This is a genomic window from Heyndrickxia camelliae (genome assembly GCF_002844575.1).
Classification (GTDB): domain Bacteria; phylum Bacillota; class Bacilli; order Bacillales; family Bacillaceae_C; genus Margalitia; species Margalitia camelliae.
The window spans coordinates 112,241-134,928 of record NZ_PIQO01000003.1; the positions used below are offsets into that span (position 1 = coordinate 112,241).

Consider the following 22,688-nt stretch of genomic DNA (forward strand, 5'->3'; position numbering starts at 1 on the left):
CAACAATTCCTCACCCCAATTGGAAATATACGTACAGTATACTCTGGAAAGGAATGTATCATACCATCATTTTTATTGTTTTGGAGGTTTAGGGCCCCAGAATTGATATAAATCTGTTCGGATAAATCCATTAAATAATTTTCGTTTCTTGGTAGCCTTTTTGCCATATACTTCTTCAAATTGTTCATAAGAGGTTAATATATAAACGGACCAGGTATCTAATTTCGAAAACGTTCTACCCATTTCCTCATACATTTTTTCCACTTCTTTGCGGTCTCCTAAACGTTCGCCATATGGAGGATTCCCCACAATAACTCCAAACTCATCATTAGAAGTAAAGTCGGTTACCTGCATTTGTTTAAAATGAATCAGGTCACCAAGTCCAGCCTCCATTGCATTCCCTTTCGCAACATGAACCATTCGATGGTCAATGTCTGAACCGATAATATTTAAAGGCTGATCATACTTGGCTAGATCTTCTGCTTCAATTCTTGCATTATCCCATACAGATTGGTTCATCCACGACCAAGTTTCAGAAATAAATTCACGGTTAAATCCCGGAGCAATATTTTGGCCGATTAAAGCCGCCTCAATTGGAATCGTTCCAGATCCGCAAAAAGGGTCACAGAATGGTTTATCCGGCCGCCAATTTGTCAATTGAATTAAAGCTGCAGCAAGTGTCTCTTTTAGAGGTGCTTCCCCTTGATCCACACGGTAGCCCCGTTTATGAAGTCCTGCTCCACTAGTATCAATTGTAATTGTGGCAACATCCTTAAGTAGAGAAAGCTCCACTTTAAACAATGGGCCCGTTTCCTCTAACCATGATGATTTTTTATAATGCATCTTCAGTTTTTCCACTATAGCTTTTTTCACAATAGCTTGACAGTCAGGTACACTAAATAGTTTTGATTTGACTGATTTCCCTTGGACAGGAAATTCTGCATCAACAGGTAAATAATCCCCCCAATTTAACGCCTTGGTTTTCTCGAATAATTCATCAAAGGTATATGCTTTAAATTCGCCTACCATTATTTTAATGCGATCGGCGGTTCGCAGCCAAAGATTGCATCTGGCAATAGCAGATTCATCTCCTTGAAAAATTACTTTTCCATTCTCAACCTTTGTTTCATAGCCGAGTGCTTTTACTTCTTTCGCCACAATTGCTTCTAATCCCATTGCTGCTGTTGCGATGATTGTATATTGTTTTGACATATTTTCACCCTTATACGGTTCTCTCTTTACTTGATATGTAAATTTAAGCATAATAATAGCTCTCCTACAAGTGGAGAGCACAATTATATTCGTATTAATACCAAAATAACGTTCTGTAAGCCATGTTTTGTACCATTGTACTACAAGCGATTGGTATTATCTCGTACTCCGGTGGTAATCATCTATCTCCAAGCATATTTACTTGTCTCTTTCTTCGTTCATTTCCTCAGAAAGAGTGCCTCTACCATAATTTGAGTTTCTCGCTCGCGGGGTTTACCTCGTTCCACCCTTGAAATTTCTCTCAAGGCTACGTCACTGTGGCACTTTCAAGGTAGTCATTCCATATCCTAAAAGGACTTAGGAATTTTCCCTGCCGTCAGACTAAACATTAGCCTGCCCTAGCTTATGACTTCGCTAGGCACGATCACTACGGGCATCTCAGCACCGTGCGAGCATGGACTTTCCTCTACAACAAAAAGTTGCAGCGATTACCCGAACGTTATTTATCAGCTTAACGCCGCTTTACTATTATAATTAACTTTTCCCTGATTTTCAACTTGTAAAATTATCCAGTTGATTAATCATTTAATTTACTGCCAAATACATGCTTTTCCAAATTAGATAATCTTTTTAAAATATCAAAATTAGTAGTTCCTGTAGTTGGCTGCAATGGTTGTGATGGCTGCTGTCTCCGATATGATGAAGAATCATCAGCTTGTTTCTTAAGTCGCATAATTTCATGTTGTAGATCCTCTATTGTTTGATGGAATGTTTCATAATCTTTAATAATTAAGTCTAAAAATTTATCTACATCCTCAGGCTTATAGCCCCGAACAGAAGTTTTAAAATCTTTTTCCAATATATCTTTTGCAGTTAATTTTATTTTATCTGATAACATTTCAAACACCACCTCGTTTATGCACAAAGCTTTTATTTTATTTTTTCAAATATCGATTTGTTTGTCAATTTATATCGTACTAGTAAGAATTCCATTGCTCTTCTTCCATTATAGATTGCAAATCATTAAAATCAATGGTTCTTATATCATAAGAATTCTCTTGCTTATATTTTTTGGCTTCATCAAAAAGATACTTAGGTGATCCACTATTTTGCTCATCATAGACTATGAGTAGTCCATCACTTTTATGAAGAAATATTTTGTTTTTATTCTTAAATGCTTGTGGATTTTGATATGGTTGTTTAGAGATGGATTCCACAAAATCTGCTTGTGCCAGTACCATTTCATATATTTCCTTATTATTTTCATTCCATTTTTCTTCTTGGTTAAGGAAAGGGGTTAATACTGCTAACTTTAAGTCAGGGTATTCATTTTGGAGGTCCAAAGCTACTTCCGCTGCCCAAAGTTCAACCCCTAATTGACCGGAAATCAATATCCACTCTAAGCCGTCTTCCAAATATCGTATTATCTCTTTATTTAAAGCCATTTTTATATATTTTATAGCTTGATGGTTGGCGGAGAAAATTCCTAACTCAAATGGTTTATAACCCGAAATACATAGAACTTTCACCATATGTTTTCTCCTTCATTTATGTAATTGAAAACAAGGATGATGAATCATCCTTGTTTTGCACATTTTATAGGTTCTGACGCAATCATAACTCCATTCATGTTCATAATACATAAAAAAGTTATGATAAAACGCTGCTACATGACGCCTATTTTAAAGGGAATAATGATTATTCTCTTTATAAAAATGTATAAAAGCTATCTTTTAAACTAGAGAAGAGTACTGCCGTTAAACCAACAATAACAAAGAAAATAACCAGCAATGTCCGATACATTTGATTGATCCTAACCTCCACTTATTCATTGCAAACAATATGTGTATTACTAAAATCAAAAGAAAGAACCTTTTATAAGGTTCAAAAAGAAGTAGCTAAAATATTAATCTTATATTGTTTAAAGCAACTAAAATCCTGCTTTTTAATAGAGACGAATAAACGCTAATTTAAGTTTCACTTTATTTTACAATGAATAATATTTCGACACAATCTATCAAACTGAATAAAAATATGATTTTTTTATGACAACATTGTAGGATATTGTCATTTTTTAATCATAAAAATAAAACATCGGTCGAAATATGCGCTTCCCCAGGAAATAGAATATTAGAAATAATGCCATTACTTCTTCTTTAACCTGTTTAATCTTTTGTTTGCATCCTCGAGGAATGTATCTTCTTTCTTAACGGAGTTGCAACTTTCATGCAAGGCAATAGCTTTCCGAACATATTCTATGGCAAGCTGATAATCCTTAAATTGGTGCTCCATGAGTTTCGCTAATTCAATATACGCCTGCTGTTGAATATTATTACCATCCCCATAGAAAGCTACTTCTGTCCACAACTGTTTTGCCGATTCATATTCCCTGCGTCTTTTTAATTTATAAGCAAGCTCATATTTAGCCTCAAGATTATCCTCTTCAGCAATAAGTGAGTATGTTTCAATCGCTTTTTTTTCTTCTCCGATATAATCAAACCATTTCCCAATAAGCAGCTTTTCTTCATTGCTTTGCATAGGATCTGCCTGTAAAATTTGCAATGTTAAATGCGTGTATAAGGTGATCAGCGAAAGAATATCATTTTCATTATGCTTTAATATTTCAATCACACCTTCAGGATTTTTGCGGTCCACATAATCAAAATAAATCATCGGCGCCAAATATCCGGGGATATCATCCTGTCTCTCAAATTGGAGAATTTCCTTTTCTACATTCACTAATTTCACTTTATCCATCTTTGTCTTCCAAAGCCTTCTAGATGCATGATATAAATCAAAATGTCCGAATGATGGCAACTTAGGCAAATGATCGCGGATTAATGTATGCCTTGTTTTAACCTGTGGCCAGTCAAAAGCTTTCCCATTATATGTGACTAAAGTCGTATAATTAATATTTTCAAGAAAGCTATAGTATAATGGGACCTCCATTCCAGGTTCGGGCAAAAAATGCTGCTTTAAAATGACTTCATGATCGGTAACACTTGCATATCCTAAAATAAAAATCGTGTTCCCCGCTCCTCCCCCCAGTCCTGTTGTTTCTGTATCGAAGAAAAACAAATCAGACGGAAGAAAACCTTTAGCAGATAACGGATGATTCCCATCATATTGTTTCCAAAGTTCAACCGCTCTTAAAAATTCCCGAAATGAATATTTTCCATGAATATGATCAAGTGGATAATGAACCTCGCGTATTAGACAGTATTCATCATCTTTCATATACGGTCTTGCATTTGCAGTCTCCCATATATCTAAAAAGGGAATATCATAAGCAGTCGATACTGCCTCTTCTTTGTTATGGATCGGCGTCATTTTATCTTTTTCTTCGCGCACAATATGATGTTTCATTCGATTTAGTTTATTTAATAATGACATGATAACCGTCCCCAATTAAATTCATTATTTTTCCATATAGGTAAGTAAAGTAGATACCAACCGCTTTGCATTTTTGGTGGTGTGCTCTATCCCAATACAGGATGGACAGCCATTTTGGCATGGGCAACTCATTACTAATTCTTTCGCTCTGTTAATAATTTCCGTTATGTTCTCATATACCTTTTCACTTAAACCAATTCCACCAGGATATCGGTCGTATAAAAAGACTGTCGGCTTTTCATTATGCACAGCTTTTATTTGCGGCACTACATGAATATCATGCGGATCACACATGACAAAGAGCGGTACAATTGACTTGAATAAATTTGCCATGCCTACTAAACCAGCTTCCAACTCTTCCTTTTCTTCTTCCATTGGCAAGGAAATCCATGCTGCATTTGTATGAAGTTCCATTTCCGGTAAATGGATGGGGCCAGAACCGATATTTTCATGCGTATTAAATTTTATTTTCTTAAAAATGGTTGCCATTGCTTGTACGGAAACATCCCCATATCCTACTTCAAGCCTTTCCGCTTTCTTCATCTTATCCACTTCTAAAACACTTAGTTTTACTGCTAAATTTGCATCGGTATAGTAATCTACATCCACTTCGCGAACATAGGCTTTTTTTTCTTCCCAATCAAGCTCTTCCACCTGATATTGAATTCCTTGATGAAGATAAATTGCCTCATCATGCAGCAATGTTAATGCGCTAAATTGATCCATTTCTCCTATAACGTGAACATTCGCCTTCTCACTAATATCAATTATGACAACATTTTCCTGTGAAGCAGACCTGAGACTGATGTTATGTGCAGGAAAAGATTCATTCATCCAATACCATTTATCTCGATTAAAATGTAATACACGTTCATCTACTAAAAATTCTAGAATATCTTCAATATTAATATCTCCAAAACGCTCTCCTTGGTAAAATGGCAGTTCATATGCAGCACACTTAATATGGTCAATGAGAATCACTAGATTGTTCGGATTAATTCTAGCAGTCTCTGGATTTTGTTCAAAGAAATATTCTGGATGTTCAATAATAAATTGGTCTATTGGGGAGGAACTGGCAACCATTATGATAAGTGCTTCTCCATGTCTTCTTCCGGCACGCCCAGCTTGCTGCCAAGCACTAGCAATGGTACCAGGATATCCAGTCATTAAACATACTTGCAACCTTCCGATATCGACACCCAATTCCAACGCATTTGTACTAACAACACCGTAAATGTCTCCATGCCTTAGTCCTTTTTCAATTTCCCGCCTCTGTGTAGGTAAATACCCGCCGCGATAGCCACGAATGGACTTAGGCCCAAATTGATGTTTAACAGCCTCCTGTAGGTAAGTCAGGATAACCTCTACCCGGACACGGCTTTTTGCAAAGACAATCGTTTGGATTTTATTCTTTAAAAGCTCTTTTGCAATATTTCTAACTTCTAATGTTGCACTTCTACGAATATTTAAAGGTTTATTGACAATTGGAGGATTATAAAAAACAAAATGCTTTCTTCCTGAAGGTGCGCCATTATTGTTAATTAATTCCATCTTATTACCAGTTAGGTTTTCAGCTAATTCTCTCGGATTAGCAATTGTGGCTGATGTACAAATAAATATAGGATCACTGCCATAGTATTTGCAAATTCTTTTTAGCCGTCGAATCACATTAGCAACATGACTGCCAAAAACACCTCTGTAAATATGCAATTCATCAATAATAACATATTTTAGATTTTCAAAGAAGGAAACCCATTTTGTATGATGAGGCAAAATTGCCGAATGAAGCATATCCGGATTTGTGATTACTATATGCCCAGCTTTACGTACTTTTTGCCGAATATTAGAAGCAGTATCCCCGTCATATGTATAACTATTCACCTTAACTCCAGCATCTTCAATAATTTCATTTATTTCACTTTTTTGATCTTGTGCAAGTGCTTTTGTAGGAAACATATAAAGTGCACGTGAATTTTCGTCCTCAATAATAGATTGCAAAACAGGAAGATTATAGCATAATGTTTTCCCTGAAGCGGTAGGTGTTACCGCTACAAAACCCTTCTTTTGTTTTGCCAGCTCATACGCCGTCCCTTGATGTGTATAGAGTTCCGATATGCCCCTTTCTTGAAGTGCCTTTTTTAAATTCGGATGAATGGTGTCTGGCAATGGAACCGTTTTAGCTTCTTTTTCCTCTATTGTATGCCAATGTACAATTTGTTCTTTAAATTGTCTATCTTCTTTTAATAAATGAATAATCTCACTTAAATTCTTTTTTTTAAACACAACGTTCACCTCAATACTATCATTTTAGCGAATAAACGTTCGTTAAGAAAGCATTTTTTGCTGATTTACATATACTTCCTATAAAAGTGAAAACATCAGAAACAAATGCAAATAGCACCTTTTTTCTTTCTCCCTCATACACTGATTTTGAAAATCTCTGTTTGAAAGGAGCCTTTGGAATGACAGACAAACCGGATAAATTTGAAAAAAACTCTCTTCATGAACCTTTTCAAGGTTTGATGCGTTCGATGAATAATATTTTTCAGGAACCTCCTATTAAAGGATTCCTAGAAAGCATTGACGAGTTTTTTGCGGCACCGTTCCCATTTTCTGCTTTCCCAGTAGAGCTTAATGAAACCGATAAAGAATATATCATAACTGCAAAGCTTTCCGGTGTTAAAAAGGACCAAATCAATTTAGATATTTTCCAACAGTACATTACTATTACGGTAGAAAATGTAGAGTCAACCACACAAGAAAATCAAAACCAAAAATCAATTTTCAAGAAGAGCTCTATGCAACGATCTTCGAGAACTATCCCATTGGCAAAACCAATAAAAGAAGACAAGGTAAAGGCAAATTATGAGGATGGGTTACTCACTATATATGTACCTAAGGAAAATGGGAAACGGCTGAAAATTGAATGAATAGCAATAAAAAAGGAATCAGCATATTATCTGGTTCCTCATTTTTTATGCAATCTTTATTAATAAACAAAGGTGTTCATGTTTTAAAAACCAATTCTTTATAGTCTTGTAAAAAGTCTCTATGGCTTAAATAAACCACCAAGCCCTTTTACCATCGTGGACACTTGTGTAACAGCATTCATCATTTGACCAGCAGTATTCACCATTTTGTTAAAATCAATAGAACCATCCTGAGATTTAAAAGAATTGATGATAGAATTCATCCCGCCCGTTGGTGGCTTGACATTATAGTTGGACTTTGGATACGGATTAGAATATGGTTTATAGCTATTTAATTCATTTGGTTTAGCTGGTTGAAGTGGATTTTGAAAAAGCTGCTGTTGTATAGGAAATTCATTCCCTTGGGGATTGTACATGGACGATGGATTATATCCCCCATATGCTTGATAACCATTTGAAAATTGCTGTCCAGGATAAAGATATGGTTGATGGAAACCTTGGTGCACAAAAGGAACAGTCGGAAAATTCATGTGGTTATACATCGGCTGCGAAGGAATAGTATTTTGGTAATTTCTACCAGTTTCTGATGATCTATAGGCATTATATCCATTCATGTTCATATGCTTATCCTCCTAAACATCGGGTCATACTAATACAATTTATGAACATGAATAAAAAGGGTGATTTGTCTAAAAGCAGAAACCCATTAAATTCTTGAAATTATTTCTGCGATAAGTTCCTACATTCCATTGCGTTCAGATATCTCAATCTCATCTAATACTCTATTCAATACATAATCAACGGATTGAATATGTCCCTTAAATTTTTTAAGACTTGTTTCGGGATAAAACGCTCTTACTGACACCATTTGAATATTTTCGGTAAGAGTTTTTAATTGAATGGGATGCAGATGCTTTGGTCTTGTAATTTCCAACCAACTCTGCGCTTTTGGCAGCCATTCATCACATATGGTTTTTACACGATCTGCAAATGGCTTAACATCCTTAAAAAAATCACCAGCTTCGTTTGTTTCTCGTGCCTTTTCATATGCTTGTAAGGCAAATTGATTTAACTCTATTAGTAACTTGGTTTGTTTTTTTAATTGCTCAATGTCCATTTTATCCTCCGATGTGTCAGATTAAAATACAGAGAAAATGTAGCAGTAAAGCTACTAAATGCACATTAATTATATTTTTTTCCGTTTATATATGTCAAAATTAATGCAATGAAAAAAAACGTTAAGAATATTATGCTAACGACGGAATAATTGTATAAGAAGGATTTTTATATAACTTTTCTTCTATTGAAGCGATTTTTTTCTCTAATTGTTGATATCCAAGCTCTACTTGCCGAGCAGCATTACTTTTTTCTATGTCCATTCGACTTTCCATTTTCTTTTCTATTTCGAAAATCATCTGGTCTAATTCTTCCAGCATTTGTAACACTTCATTTTTTTCAATCATAATCAAGACCTCCAAACAAGTAGTTTTGCATTATATATTCTGTCTTCCTTTCCATCTCCCTTCCCACTTGACAAAACTAGAAGCATTTCGGCAAAGAAAGTGTTCTTAGCAAAAAAGCAGCGTCATTTCGACAACTGTGCATGATGTAAATGAATATTGAACACACTATCGAGTGGAGGTGGTTCTTACATGGATAGCAAAGAAAAGAAACAACAAGAAAGAACGGAGAAAAAACAAGATACTAAAGCTGGACATGGTAATCCTAAGCTTTCAGGACCGAATAGACCATCAATCTAATTTGTGAAATGTAAAAAGGAAAAGCGGTAATTGAGACATGCTTTTCCTTTTTACATTTCACAAAAAATATAAGAAATTTTAAATGCTATAAATTTGACACATTTTTTTCTGTTAGTGAAACAAACAACGTTTCATATTCGTTGTATAATGGTATACAAAAATTGAAGTAATTTTATTCACCATCAGCAGCATATTTTTGCTATGATATAATTTAGCTTGTGAGGTGATAAGCTAATGGATCTCCACTATCCAAATGGAAAAAAATATGTTCAGATGGAAACCGTCAAAAAGAAAGCAACATTTGCGAAAAATATATCGTATAGTAATAGAGGAATGACACTGGAATCAGATTTAAATGAAACCAATGTATATTATTTGGAACAAGGAATAGCCGTCATTCACAAAAAACCGACTCCTGTACAGATTGTTCAGGTAGATTACAAATCGCGCAGTACTGCGGTGATTAGAGAAGCTTATTTTAAACAGCCCTCGACGACTGATTATAATGGTGTATATCGTGGTAGATATATAGACTTTGAGGCAAAAGAAACCCAAAATGCAACTTCTTTTCCGCTGCAAAATTTTCACGCTCACCAAATAGAGCACATGAAAAGAATTGTAGATCAAAATGGTATTTGTTTTGTCATTCTTCGTTTTGCCAAGACAGAAGAAATTTTTCTATTAGAAAGCCAGTATCTTTTTATATTTTGGGATAGGATGATATTAGGCGGTCGAAAATCCATTAAAAAAGAAGAAATTGAAGAAGTAGGTCATAAGATTTTACTAGGAATGCAACCTCGAATCGATTATATTAATATAATTAATTCCTTATATCAATTTGAGGAAACTGAATAATGTTTTTGAACAACAACTTTAAATAAGATATTTTTCGTATTTAACGTTTTCGTTAATCTACACTCTAATAATTGGAGACTGCGAAAAAAGTCTAAATACCTTTTAAAGTTGGGAAGAGAGGAAATTTTTTATGGCAGATAAATATCAAACACGAGAGGAACGACGAAAACTGCAGCAGGGAAAACCTGCAAATAAAAAAGATAAACGTAAAAAGCGTTCTATATTCAAACGTTTGTTCCTTGCATTTTTTCTCATTTGTTTGATTGGATTGTTATCCGGAGTTGCTACCTTTGCATATTATGCAAGCAACGCCCCGAAATTAAACAAGAAAATGTTAACAGACCCTGTGGCTTCCACAATATATGACAAGTATAATAAACCAGTTGAAACAATAGGGTCAGTAAATCGTAATTATGTTAGATATGATGATCTTCCAAAATTAGTGGAAGATGCAGTATTAGCCACGGAGGATGATCGTTTTTATAAACACCATGGGATTGACCCAATTCGCTTAGGCGGTGCGATTTGGGCCAATGTAACTCGCGGATTTGGATCAGAAGGAGCTAGTACCATTACGCAACAAGTAGTAAAGATGTCTTTCTTAACCGATCAAAAGACATTAAAGCGTAAAGCCCAGGAGGCTTGGTTATCCCTGCAACTAGAAAGGCAATATACAAAACATGAAATATTAGAAATGTACTTAAACAAAATCTATATGGGAAATGGCGTTCATGGAATCGCTACTGCTGCAAAGTATTATTATAATAAAAGCTTAGATGAACTAAAGCTTCCGCAGGTGGCCGAACTTGCTGGAATTCAGCAAAGTCCAAATAACTACAATCCATTTGACAATCCTGAATTAGCTGAAAAAAGAAGAAATATTGTGCTTTCCCTGATGTATCAGCATCATAAAATCACAAAACAGGAAATGGAAGAAGCGAAAAAAGTTCCTATTACCTACGGATTAGTAAAAAAAGAAAAGCGTACAAAAGCGAAACAAAAATATGATGCTTTTGTGGATGCTGTGATTGATGAAGTAAATTCAATGGGTGATTATAATGTTTTCACAGATGGATTAAAAATCTATACTACATTAGATCCAAAAGCCCAAGAATATACAGAAAAAATGTTAAATACCAACCAAGTCATTAATTATCCAGATGATAAATTTCAAGCTGGTGTTACCTTGTTGGATACGAAAACCGGTGAGGTTCGTGCTATCGGTGGCTCTCGTAATCCAAAAGTCTTACGTGGAATCAATTATGCTATAGATACAAAACGTTCCTCAGGATCCACCATTAAACCAATTTTGGACTATGGTCCTGCTATTGAATATTTGAAATGGTCGACTTATCATCAGTTAATGGATACACCTACCAATTATCAACATGGGAATATCCCTTTACATGATTGGGACGGAAGATATGAAGGCCAAATGTCAATGCGTACGGCACTTTACAAATCAAGGAACATTCCTGCGTACAAGACTTTTATGGAAGTTGGTTTCGATAATGCGAAGAAATTTTCCTCTAATTTAGGATTTAACTTCCAAAACCTTGTGGAATCGTCTTCCATTGGTGAGGATGTTACTTCTATGCAAATGGCTGGTGCATACGCTGCATTTGGAAATAATGGTATATACAATAAACCGCATACAGTAAGAAAAATTGTCCTTCGCGATGGTGATACAGTTGTCAAAAATGAAATAAAACCAAAAATTGCGATGAGCGATTATACGGCATATATGATTACAGATATGTTAAAAGATGTTCTTACTGCTCCATCCGGTACTGGTAGAGATGCATATGTACCTGGTTTGAATCTTGCAGGAAAAACGGGTACGACTAACTATACTGATGATGAAATGCGAAAATGGAATATACCTACTTCAAGTGCTGTACCAGATGCATGGTTTGCTGGATACAACACAGATTATACATGTGCGATATGGACTGGATATCCTGAAAGGAAGAATTATATTGCACCAGGGCCAGATCAGCATATTGCACAGCTAATGTTCAAGCATTTAATAAGTTACGTAGAACAAGGAAAAAATCCTGAAGACTTTAAAATGCCAAACAGTGTTGTGAAATTACCGGTTGAAATCGGCACCAACCCAGCCCAAAAACCAAGTGCATCAACACCAAAGGATAAAATCACTTATGAATTATTTGTGAGGGGTCATGATGAACCATCTCAAATATCGCAAACATATAGTAAACTGGAGTCCCCTACAAATGTTAAAGGGAACTATAATAAAGATACAAATGAGATTAACCTTTCATGGAATCATCCTAAAGCGAATGTCACCTTTGAAATTACAAGTTCCCTTAATAAAGGGTCTAAAAAGAGTTTAGGTGCAACAAGCGATAAAACACTGACCATTGCCGATGTTAAACCAGGTACGTATACCTTTGAAATAACTGCCGTTCAAGATGGTGTACGCAGTAAGCCAGCTGTTATATCCATTACCGTTCCAGATCCAAACAAAACGGGTAATGAGCAAGATAATGGTGATACCGGAGACGGCAATACCAATAACAATAACAATGATAATGGAAACAATAATAATAATAATAATAATAATAATAATAATGGTAATGGAAACAAGGATACCGGTAATAATGGTAATACGGATAATACGGGTAATACCGATACCGGTAATAATGGTAATACGGATAATACGGGTAATAATGGCAATGGAAACAATAATGGTAATGATAATTCAAGCGGAAACGGAAATGTGAATGACAATAGTGGTGGAGATAATCAGACACAGCCTCCTACTTCGCCTGGTGATAATAATAACGGATAACAATATAGGAGTGTTTAATTAAACACTCCTATCAATAAGAAAACAAAAATAAGGCTTCTTCCAGAAGCCTTATTTTTGTTTATATTTTTCGATTGCAATCTTTTTGGCAAAGTGTTTTTGCTGTTCAATAAATAGCTCTGAGAGTTGGATATAGGCAGGATAAGAATTGCATTTTTTTAATATAAAGCTTAAACGTTCTTCGACGTTAACAGATTTACATACTAAAAATTCAACATGCTTTTGCCATTCAGATAGTCGAACTGGTACATTATTGCTCCAAAATAAAAGTGAGAAGTATAGTTCAATTCCTTTTAACATATATAATTTGATTTCCTTATTGCGAGCCTTTAAGACGGAAATCAATTCGTCTTTTATTTCTGTCCATTTTTTTACGATTAATGGAATTTGAATTTCCGAGCACAACCACGGTGTGTCTGCGCTATCCATAGTAAAGTATAACAATTCAGGCAAAAAGAAAACTCTCTCCCCTTTCGTGTCTACTATGGAATTAGGAAAAAATAAAGGATGTCGAAGTTCCTTAGGTACGATAATCTGCAATTATATCACTTTCTTTTTCATTCGTTTTTTTCCTTCACGGCATAACTCTAATAATGGGCAACTATCACATTGTGGGTTCTGCGCTTTACAATGATAGCGGCCAAAGAATATCATGCGATGATGAGTAATGGACCATTCTTCACGCGGTACTTTTCTCATCAGCGTTTTTTCTACCTCTAAAACACTGTCTTTATAACGGCAGAATCCAAGGCGCTTACTTACCCTTTCAACATGAGTATCAACAGCGATGGCAGGTTTACCAAATGCAACCGATACAACTACATTTGCCGTTTTTCTGCCAACTCCTGGTAACTTGGTTAATTCATCACGATCTCTTGGAACTACTCCATTAAAATCTGTAATAAGCATTTGACAGAGCTTTTGGATATTCTTCGCCTTATTTCTGTATAAACCTATCGACCTTATATCACTTTGCAGTTCTTCCAGAGAAACTGCCAAATAGTCTTCTGGTGTTTCATATTTTTGAAATAACTTTTTTGTTACCTTATTTACTAAAGCATCCGTACACTGAGCCGATAAAGAAACTGCAATAACTAATTCAAAGGGATTAGAATGAATTAATTCACAATGTGCTTCCGGGAACATCCTCCCCATTTCGTCCAGGCAAAATCGAATTTGTGCTTGGTTTAACATCTATATACCACCTTGCTATATGCATGTAATCCTGTCTAATCTAGCACAAGCATTCATCAAGGCGCTTGCGCTTCTCTTATTTATTGCTCCAACCAATTATAAAAAGGAACAGTATTTGAACTTTTTGGTGTAACATTCGTGGATTTGCGTTGTTGTCCACGAAACTTTTGACTATGTTTGTTGGCCTGTTCAACCGTTTTAACCCCATTCTTTTTCCATTCAAAGAGAATTCTGTCAATATATCTAAAATTTAATTTTCCGGATAAAACGGATTCTTTTAAAGCAGCTTTTATCACCTCAGGATTATGTTGATCCTGATCAAGCCACATCGCTAAAGTTTCACATTCTAATGGGGATAATGGCCTTCCGAATTCCATTTCAAATGTGGAATATAAATTCGTTTCTTGCATGAGATTCTGTTCCAGCTCGTCCTGCTTTTTATCGTAAATCAACTCTTCAACAAGCTTTTCCCATAAAGGTTTTAACGAGTATTTTTCATAGCGAATATTATTTTCTGCATAACGTTCTTCAATAGATATAAATTTGTTTTGCAGTAGTCTTCCAAGAATGGACGCACAAATACTGTCCGGAATCGTCATTCTATTTGCAAGTTCTTCAGGGGTTGGGAAATCTTTCCCTTTTTCCAAAAAGGAATGAACTTGTAATAGTAACACTAGCTCTGTTTCATTTAAGCCAATTTTCTTGTATTTTGAAAATAATAGTTGCGGAATTTGAAGATTACCTTCTTCTATCCACGTCATCATTAACTCTTTATCCATAATCGGACACCTCATGTTTAAGTATATCATGCTGCAAGGTTCTTGAGAATCGAAATAGATTTCCATTCTGCTACGTTTGCAAAAAGAAATCGGCAACATATGTTGCCGATAAATATAGGAAGGATATAATCGATTAAGAATGAATGGTTTTACGAATCATGCTCCAGTCCAGAAACATACACCGTTATTTCTAGCCTCAATCTCTCATTAGAGTGTGGCACAGACTTTGGAGTGCTTACTTTTGTAAAGCCCTTTTTTCCGTTATGAAAGATGAGATTCTGGTCAGAGCATTTTCGAAATTCTCCAATGATGTAGCGTAAGAAAGTCGAATATAATCTGGTGCACCAAATCCTGAACCCGGAATTACTGCAACATTTGCTTCTTCTAATAACCCTTTAGCAAACTCATCAACAGATTCATATCCAGTGATTTTCGCTGCTTCCAGTACATTTACGAAAAAGTAAAATGCTCCTTGAGGCTTTACACAACGAAATCCGGGAATACTTATTAACTTTGGATAGATTGTATTTAATCTTTCTTCAAATGCTTTTCTCATCTCTTCCACCGGTTCTTGTGTACCATTGTAAGCTGCAATGGTGCCATATTGAGAAGGTGTAGTTGGATTTGAGGTTGAATGGCTTGCCAAATCCGTCATTGCTTTTATAATTTTTTCATTACCTGCTGCATAGCCAATTCTCCAACCAGTCATGGAGTGTGATTTTGAAACTCCATTAATAATGATTGTTTGTTCTTTTATGGACGGTGATATCTGAGCAATAGATATATGATTATGACCATCATACACGAGTTTTTCATATATTTCATCGGAAACAATGATAATGCCATGTTCTACACAAATTTCTCCTAGTAACTTTAATTCTTCCTCTGTATAAATCATCCCAGTAGGATTGCTTGGAGAATTCAGGATAAATGCTTTCGTTTTATCTGTAATAGCTCCCTTTAATTGTTCTGGTGTTATCTTAAATTGATTTTCCTCTGAACCATTGATAAAAACAGATTTTCCGCCTGCAAGCTTTACCTGTTCCGGATAACTTACCCAGTATGGGATAGGAATAATTACCTCATCTTCCTCATCTAAGATAACTTGAAAAAGTGTATATAATGCGTGTTTAGCACCATTTGTAACAATAACCTCTGATGGCTTATAATCAATACCTTGATCACGAATAAATTTATCGATAATTGCTTTTTTTAAGGCAGGTAGGCCTCCTGTTGCAGTATATTTTGTTTTTCCTTCTCTCATTGAAAGTATTGCCGCCTCAATTATTTGTTGAGGTGTATTAAAATCCGGCTCACCTGCACCTAGACCGATTACGCTGATCCCTTCTGCCTTCATTTCATTTGCTTTTGCCGTAATGGCCAATGTTGATGATGGAGTTAATGCACTAACACGTTTTGCCAAAGAAAATTCCATTTTTTCTCCCTGCCTTTTCTATCCACATTTTAAATATTTTCAATTAAAGTTGAATGGTTACTTGTTTTTAGAAAATCAACATAAAAATAATTTAACTTTTTAGTTTTGTCTAAGAAAGAAATTTCCCAAACAGGTACATCGTCTTTCATTCCTAGACGAATGCCTAAAATTTTATTAGGTGTCTTTTTCTCCATAAGTTTATTAAGAGCTACTTTTTTTGATATACCATCTGCCCATTTTATAGTAGTTACTTTCTCTTTTTTGTCTAGCGGAATCCAGACGGCAACTTTACTACCACCCTTCTGTTTTCCCACAACAACTGAATAGGCGTGATTACCATTATACTGATAAAACTGATCTGTTGAAACTAAATTTGCTTTTTGTTTGGCATCACTTATGGCAGTCTTTTCTGCAGAGTTTAATGGTTTAACCGCTTGAAAGTATACATTTACAAAGAAACCGATTACTATTACTACAACAACTAAACTAATTCCTAATATCCATTTTTTCATAATTACCCTCTTATGTACGATATATCGTAAAAATTGCCTTATTATCGTCTTTTGAATCCAATCCAAGACCAAACATTAAATCATCCTCTTTTAACGTTCGATTTAGCGCGTCCACAATTTTATATAAATCAGGATGATGATCAATCTTTACAGATGATAATACTTTAATTTTACTGTCCATCTGCATCCCCCTTTTCACACAAATTTTGTTACTCATATTGAATTCAAATCAGGCAACAATAGTATTAATAACACTTCATCATTATAACAGTAAATCCACAGTAAATGATGATTAATTAATATTTAAAAAATACTTCTAGTCCACACTTATTTTCGCTGCAGAATTGCAGCATTTTTTTTGATCATTAGTATAATACATTTTTATAGCCATTTTTCAATACTGTCGATAATATCCGATAAATTGCCATGCTCAATTGGCACAGATGGAATTGATTTAATAAATGCCTTTCCGTAATTGGTTGTTTCAATTCTTCTGTCAAATACGATAATAACTCCTCTGTCGGTACTCCTTCTAATAAGGCGGCCAAAACCTTGCTTGAATCGAATAATGGCTTCCGGTAGCGAATGAGCTGTAAATGAATTGATTCCTCTTTGCTTGTAATATTCGTTGATGGCCTCTGTAATTGGATCATCTGGTGAAGAAAACGGCAATCGTACCATCACTAAACAAGATAAATCTTCTCCTGGTATATCAACACCCTCCCAAAAACTATTGGTGCCAAATAAAATCGCTTTTTCAAAGCGCTGGAAATTCTTTGTTAATCTTGTTCTGCTTCCAGAAGTGATGCCTTGAGCAATAAGGATGAATTCCTCTAATAAACCGCAAGATTTAATATAATCATGAACCAGCCTCAATAATTCATAAGATGTAAACAATACAAGCATTCGCCCTTTAGTTACTTGCGCAATTCCAATAAGATGATTGGTTATGACTTCCGCATATTCTTGTATCGACACTTGCTGAATTTCAGGTATATCATTTGGAATATATAATTTTGTCAGCTCTTGGTAAGGAAAGGGAGAAGGAATACTTCTTTCCGTTACTTTTAGACCGGTGTTAAGTCCAATCCCCTCTTTAAAATAATGAAAAGATTGATCTATCGTTAACGTAGCAGATGTAAGCACAACACTATTCATTTTTTTAAATAGCTTCTCATTCAGCTCCAACTGCACCGAGACCGGCTGCGCTTGTATAGATATACTATTTGGTAGGGCTCGTTTATCGCCTTCTATCCAATATACATGATGGTCAAGCGGCTGAATTACAAGAGCACCTATACTTAATTGAAGTTCTTTTAATTCTTGGCTATATCCATATATCTCTTCCAGTACAGCTTTTTCTTTGTTATTTAGCTGTTCACTCTTTTGATTTAAAGAATCTAATCTTTCTTGAATGCCTTTTCGAATATCTATTAATAATGCGACTATTTGCTCCGCACCCAATTTTATTTTATCCCAATTATATTTATTTCTGTTTTCCTTTGTTAATCTAATTCGAAATTTTGGAAGTGATTTTTCTTTTTTATGATGAGAATGCTGCATAAATTGGCCAATCATCATAAATAATTCATCTATTGCAAGATCGAGCTCATGAACCATAAAATCGAGTTCAAAAGCATGGGTCTTTACTGTGATATTTTGAGCTTCTGTTAATTTTTCAAGTTGGTAATTCAATTGTTTCTTTTCATATATACCTAAACGACTTAACAAAAACTTACTTTGATTATAGCTAACTTTAATGGATAAATGCTGACGTGCTGCCTGCTCTAAATGATGAGCCTCATCAATGATAAGATGTGAAAAGTCAGGAAATAATTTTATATCTTGGACCAGTTCTGTCAGAAGCATGGAATGATTAGTAATAATAACATCCGCATCTTGTGCCGTTTTTTTCGCTTGCAAGTAAAAATCACGAGAAATCCATGGATCCTTTTCCTTTGTTAAATGCCACCCATCATGCTTGATTCTATTCCAATAAACACTGCTTCCACTGGATAAATTTAATTCATCTACATCCCCTGTTGTTGTTTGAGTAAGCCATACTAAAATTTGCATCTTTGTTAAGAGAGAATCATATTGCCAATCTCTTTCACGAAGAGATTGTTCAAATTTAAACATATTGACATAATGACTTCTCCCCTTTAATAAAACGGTTTTAAAGGAAAAAGGCAGCAAATTAGATAAAGTTTTTATTTCCTTTTTCAATAGTTGTTCCTGCAGTTGCACTGTATAAGTACTTATCACAACAGGTGTTCGTTCTTTACACGCAAAATAAATGCTTGGGAGTAAATAGGCAATAGATTTTCCGATTCCAGTACCTGCTTCAATGACTGCATATTTCTTTTCTTGAAAGGAAGTATGGACAATATCCATCATTTCAAATTGTCCCATTCTGCGCTCGTAATATTCTATGAATGGAGTCAGTAATCTCTCTTTTTCCTCCGTTGTTTCAGGATATTCATACCTTTCCCTGTAATTATCGGTTTTTACTGAAGTTTGTTTTTTCTTTATTGCAATACCTCGAAAGACTTCCAAATCATCTGGTAAATCTTCTATATGCTTTCTTTTCTCCTCGATAATTTCATCAAGTAGGAGGTCAATATCACTCTTTACATGCATAGCAAGGTCTGCAAGCTTTTCAAGTGTAACAAGTGGAAGCTGCTTTGCTTTATCCATTAAATATAAAAGCAGTTCAGCTGTAACCAGTGCATCACTATCCGCCTGATGTGGTCTATCATGTGATAATGATAAGCTTTCTGCAAGTTCAATAAGCTTGAAACTATCTGAGGTAGGGAGCATTATTTTTGCCAATTCAACGGTATCAATCATATTTCCATCAAATTGAGGAACTCCCACTCTTTCAAATTCATTTTGAAGAAATTGCAGATCAAATAATACGTTATGAGCAACGAAAATACATCCTTGTATATAATCCCGGAGAAATGGGGCAATCTTATCAAAGGATGGAGCATCTTTCACCATTCCTTTATTGATTCCTGTCAATTCCTCAATAAAAGGAGGAATTGATATTCCAGGATTCACAAAGGTGGTGTATTGATCTATTATTTTTTCTTTATCCATTTTTACTGCAGAAAGTTGTATAATTCTTTCTCCTTTTTTTGGAGAATTTCCTGTTGTTTCAATATCTACAACAACAAATTGCTGATTCATAAAATCACCTAATTTTATTTATGTGCGTAATTCTAAGGGTTGTTTTAGCGCTTGGCGGTTATATTACACGGAATGCCCTGCTTAGTAAAGAGCTTTCTTCTATGTCCAAACTATTAAAAGGCCTAATAAACTGATACTCCTGCACTTTTCTAATAGTGTAGCATAATTTCTTATCGCAATACATAATTACAATGGAAAAAACCGTACCATTTATAGATACGGTTTTTTATCCATTTACCTAATTATAGTAGCTTCAGGTTCATATGAAATCATTTCTTTAATATGATTATGTTCATCCATTATTGCAATTTTGGGGATATGACTTGATAGATGTTCCTCAGGTATCAGGGCATAGGAAATAATAATAACAATATCTCCTACTTGGACTAATCTTGCAGCTGCCCCGTTTAAACAAATAACACCGCTGCCCCTTTTTCCTGCAATAATATATGTTTCAAGTCGTGCGCCATTATTATTATTTACTATTTGAACCTTTTCGTTTTCAACCATCCCTACGGCATCCAATATATCTTGATCTATGGTTATACTGCCAACATAATTTAAGTTTGCTTCGGTTACGGTTGCACGGTGTATTTTTCCATTCATCATTGTGCGAAACATGATGTATCCTCCTCATACTTTGCAATCAAGCTAATTCCATAATTAAATTATCGATGAGTCTTGCCTTTGAAAATTGAACTGCAATCGCAATAATAAATTTTCCTTTTAATTCGGTTATAGGCTTTAGGGACGGATATTGATATATTTCTATATATTCGATGGTTCCACTTGTAGTGGTATTGATATGATTTTCGATTTCTGAAATAATCTTATTGATATCCCTTTCCCCATTTTCAATCGAAGATCTTGCAGTCTGTAAACTTTTATGAAGTTGGGTAGCCTCTTTTCTTTCCTGTGCATTTAAATAGACATTTCGAGAGCTTTTCGCAAGTCCATCTTCTTCCCGAACAGTATCTACAGGCACTAATTCAATCGGAAAGAAAAAATCTTCTATTAGACTATCCACCACTGCTACCTGTTGAGCATCCTTTAACCCAAAATACACCCGATTTGGAGAAACAAGATGAAATAATTTGGTGAGAACAGTAACCACTCCATCGAAGTGACCTTCACGTTTTTTTCCACATAATACATTAACCCGATTGTAGACGGTCATCTGAATGGATAAAGAGTTTGGATACATTTCTTCCACTGATGGAACAAATAAATAATCTACGCCCGCATTTTCTGCTAACTGTTCATCTCTTTTCAGATCTCTCGGATACGTTTCGAAATCTTCATTTGGACCAAATTGAAGAGGATTTACAAAAATACTCATGATAACAATATCATTATTTTCACGAGCTTTACTTGCTAAAGTAAGATGTCCTTCATGAAGATACCCCATTGTGGGAACAAATCCAATTGTTCTTCCTTTTTGTTTATGATGCAATGATATATTTTGAATTTCTTGTCTCGTCGTTATTACCTTCATGATTTACTTTCCTCCGTAGATATGAATTAACTCTTCATTTTTCATGGAATAACTATGGCCTTCTTCTGGAAAGGTTCCGTTTTTAACATCGCGGATATATTGACCTATACTTTCCATAGCAACCCTGTTCACATCTCCATATTTTTTCACAAATTTCGGAACTCTGTTAACTCCAAAGGACAATAAATCATGAAATACTAAAACCTGTCCATCGGTATATACACCTGCGCCTATTCCAATAGTAGGAATAGTTAATTGTGTTGTTACTTGTTCCGCAATTTGTTTCGGAACACACTCTAACACAACAGCAAATGCACCCGCTTCTTCACACATTTTTGCGTCTATAATTAACTGTTTGGCAGCTTCAGCCGTCTTTCCTTGCACCTTATACCCTCCGAAAATTCCAACCATCTGCGGAGTTAACCCCAAATGTGCCATAACAGGTATGCCAGAAGCTGTTAGAGCACGTATCATAGAAATAACATCGCCGCTGCCTTCCACTTTTACAGCATGAGCACCGCCATCCTGTACAATTCTGGCAGCAGACTGCAAGGTTTGTTCGCGGCTTAAATGATAACTCATAAAAGGCATATCTGTTACAACAAAGGTATTTTTAGCACCTCGTTTTACCGCTTTAGTATGATGAATCATGTCATCTACAGTCACAGGTATAGTTGAATCATACCCAAGAACTACCATTCCTAAAGAATCTCCCACAAGAATCATATCAATGCCTGCTTCCTCAGCAAGTTTGGCACTTGGATAATCATAAGCCGTCAGCATTGAAATTTTTTCTCCATTTTCTTTCATTTTAAAAAAATCTGTTGTTTGTTTCATACAATTTCCCCTCTCATTTTGGTCAGGTGGTATGCCTTACCTGCCATTTCCTCTGGGAAGAAGGTGAAACATTAATTTATTAAAACAAAAAGAGTCCTTCGCAAGGCAGAAGGACTCCTGTAGTATTTATTGATTGTTTCGACCCTCTGTCCCCGTCCATTTTGGATCAAGGCAGAACATTATTTAGTTACGTTTGGATAAAATAAGGTGCAGTTCCTAAGGATACTACCCAATCAAAGTATAGCAAATTTGTATGTAAAT

At 35.2% G+C, this 22,688-nt stretch carries 21 protein-coding genes and 1 other RNA gene; 3 read left to right on the top strand and 19 right to left on the bottom strand.

The annotated features are described in order from the left end of the window. Positions 1–72 precede the first annotated feature (72 nt). The 6 genes from CWO92_RS05695 to CWO92_RS05720 form a co-directional block, all read right to left on the bottom strand. Positions 73–1,212: a THUMP domain-containing class I SAM-dependent RNA methyltransferase gene (locus CWO92_RS05695; protein WP_101353510.1), complete on the bottom strand. Its 1,140-nt coding sequence runs from the start codon at positions 1,210–1,212 to the stop codon at positions 73–75. Between the two features lie 111 nt (positions 1,213–1,323). Further along, positions 1,324–1,712, bottom strand: an RNA gene (gene rnpB / locus CWO92_RS05700) — RNase P RNA component class B. Positions 1,713–1,789: 77 nt separating this feature from the next. Beyond that, the gene (gene gpsB, locus CWO92_RS05705; RefSeq protein WP_101353237.1) at positions 1,790–2,110 is read right to left on the bottom strand and encodes a cell division regulator GpsB; all 321 of its coding nucleotides are present in this window, start codon (positions 2,108–2,110) and stop codon (positions 1,790–1,792) included. A 79-nt stretch (positions 2,111–2,189) separates the two neighbouring features. After that, a complete protein-coding gene (locus tag CWO92_RS05710; protein WP_133120533.1) occupies positions 2,190–2,741 on the bottom strand; it encodes an SLOG family protein in 552 nt (183 codons plus the stop codon). A gap of 616 nt (positions 2,742–3,357) precedes the next feature. Beyond that, complete coding sequence (locus CWO92_RS05715; RefSeq protein ID WP_165786607.1) at positions 3,358–4,605, bottom strand: ribonuclease H-like domain-containing protein; 1,248 nt, start codon at positions 4,603–4,605, stop codon at positions 3,358–3,360. A 24-nt stretch (positions 4,606–4,629) separates the two neighbouring features. Next, on the bottom strand, positions 4,630–6,888 hold the full coding sequence (locus CWO92_RS05720; protein ID WP_101353239.1) for a DEAD/DEAH box helicase: 2,259 nt from the start codon (positions 6,886–6,888) through the stop codon (positions 4,630–4,632). Positions 6,889–7,067: 179 nt separating this feature from the next. Between CWO92_RS05720 and CWO92_RS05725 the strand changes: the two genes are divergently transcribed. After that, positions 7,068–7,535, top strand: a complete 468-nt coding sequence (locus CWO92_RS05725; protein ID WP_101353240.1) for an Hsp20/alpha crystallin family protein — start codon at positions 7,068–7,070, stop codon at positions 7,533–7,535. A 119-nt stretch (positions 7,536–7,654) separates the two neighbouring features. On the opposite strand, the gene CWO92_RS05730 is transcribed toward CWO92_RS05725, so the two are convergent. From CWO92_RS05730 to CWO92_RS05740, 3 genes are all read right to left on the bottom strand, one after another. Further along, on the bottom strand, positions 7,655–8,155 hold the full coding sequence (locus CWO92_RS05730; protein WP_235851565.1) for a YppG family protein: 501 nt from the start codon (positions 8,153–8,155) through the stop codon (positions 7,655–7,657). 119 nt (positions 8,156–8,274) lie between these two features. Next, the gene (locus tag CWO92_RS05735; protein WP_101353241.1) at positions 8,275–8,652 is read right to left on the bottom strand and encodes a YppE family protein; all 378 of its coding nucleotides are present in this window, start codon (positions 8,650–8,652) and stop codon (positions 8,275–8,277) included. Positions 8,653–8,782: 130 nt separating this feature from the next. Then, positions 8,783–8,998: a hypothetical protein gene (locus CWO92_RS05740; RefSeq protein ID WP_101353242.1), complete on the bottom strand. Its 216-nt coding sequence runs from the start codon at positions 8,996–8,998 to the stop codon at positions 8,783–8,785. Between the two features lie 531 nt (positions 8,999–9,529). On the opposite strand from CWO92_RS05740, the gene recU reads away from it, so the two are divergent. Together recU and CWO92_RS05750 are read left to right on the top strand one after the other, a co-directional pair. Continuing rightward, positions 9,530–10,150, top strand: coding sequence for a Holliday junction resolvase RecU (recU, locus tag CWO92_RS05745; protein WP_101353243.1), 621 nt, complete (start codon positions 9,530–9,532; stop codon positions 10,148–10,150). Between the two features lie 130 nt (positions 10,151–10,280). Then, positions 10,281–12,965 (top strand): transglycosylase domain-containing protein, encoded by a 2,685-nt coding sequence (locus CWO92_RS05750; RefSeq protein WP_101353244.1) that lies wholly within the window; start codon positions 10,281–10,283, stop codon positions 12,963–12,965. Between the two features lie 69 nt (positions 12,966–13,034). Here the strand turns inward: CWO92_RS05750 and CWO92_RS05755 are convergent, their stop codons facing one another. The 10 genes from CWO92_RS05755 to panB all read right to left on the bottom strand — a co-directional run bounded on the left by CWO92_RS05755 (position 13,035) and on the right by panB (position 22,427). Continuing rightward, a complete protein-coding gene (locus tag CWO92_RS05755; RefSeq protein WP_158177058.1) occupies positions 13,035–13,436 on the bottom strand; it encodes a YpoC family protein in 402 nt (133 codons plus the stop codon). An 87-nt stretch (positions 13,437–13,523) separates the two neighbouring features. Further along, positions 13,524–14,177, bottom strand: a complete 654-nt coding sequence (nth, locus tag CWO92_RS05760; RefSeq protein ID WP_101353246.1) for an endonuclease III — start codon at positions 14,175–14,177, stop codon at positions 13,524–13,526. Between the two features lie 80 nt (positions 14,178–14,257). Next, the gene (locus CWO92_RS05765; RefSeq protein WP_101353247.1) at positions 14,258–14,956 is read right to left on the bottom strand and encodes a DnaD domain-containing protein; all 699 of its coding nucleotides are present in this window, start codon (positions 14,954–14,956) and stop codon (positions 14,258–14,260) included. A gap of 235 nt (positions 14,957–15,191) precedes the next feature. Next, complete coding sequence (locus tag CWO92_RS05770; protein ID WP_101353248.1) at positions 15,192–16,391, bottom strand: pyridoxal phosphate-dependent aminotransferase; 1,200 nt, start codon at positions 16,389–16,391, stop codon at positions 15,192–15,194. A gap of 29 nt (positions 16,392–16,420) precedes the next feature. After that, on the bottom strand, positions 16,421–16,903 hold the full coding sequence (locus CWO92_RS05775; RefSeq protein ID WP_101353249.1) for a cell wall elongation regulator TseB-like domain-containing protein: 483 nt from the start codon (positions 16,901–16,903) through the stop codon (positions 16,421–16,423). A 10-nt stretch (positions 16,904–16,913) separates the two neighbouring features. After that, positions 16,914–17,084 (bottom strand): YpmA family protein, encoded by a 171-nt coding sequence (locus CWO92_RS05780; RefSeq protein WP_101353250.1) that lies wholly within the window; start codon positions 17,082–17,084, stop codon positions 16,914–16,916. A 200-nt stretch (positions 17,085–17,284) separates the two neighbouring features. Next, the gene (gene dinG / locus CWO92_RS05785; protein ID WP_101353251.1) at positions 17,285–20,095 is read right to left on the bottom strand and encodes an ATP-dependent DNA helicase DinG; all 2,811 of its coding nucleotides are present in this window, start codon (positions 20,093–20,095) and stop codon (positions 17,285–17,287) included. Between the two features lie 234 nt (positions 20,096–20,329). After that, complete coding sequence (panD, locus tag CWO92_RS05790) at positions 20,330–20,716, bottom strand: aspartate 1-decarboxylase (protein ID WP_101353252.1); 387 nt, start codon at positions 20,714–20,716, stop codon at positions 20,330–20,332. Positions 20,717–20,741: 25 nt separating this feature from the next. Further along, a complete protein-coding gene (gene panC / locus CWO92_RS05795) occupies positions 20,742–21,590 on the bottom strand; it encodes a pantoate--beta-alanine ligase (RefSeq protein ID WP_101353253.1) in 849 nt (282 codons plus the stop codon). Positions 21,591–21,593: 3 nt separating this feature from the next. Further along, the gene (gene panB, locus CWO92_RS05800; protein WP_101353254.1) at positions 21,594–22,427 is read right to left on the bottom strand and encodes a 3-methyl-2-oxobutanoate hydroxymethyltransferase; all 834 of its coding nucleotides are present in this window, start codon (positions 22,425–22,427) and stop codon (positions 21,594–21,596) included. Positions 22,428–22,688: the final 261 nt, after the last annotated feature.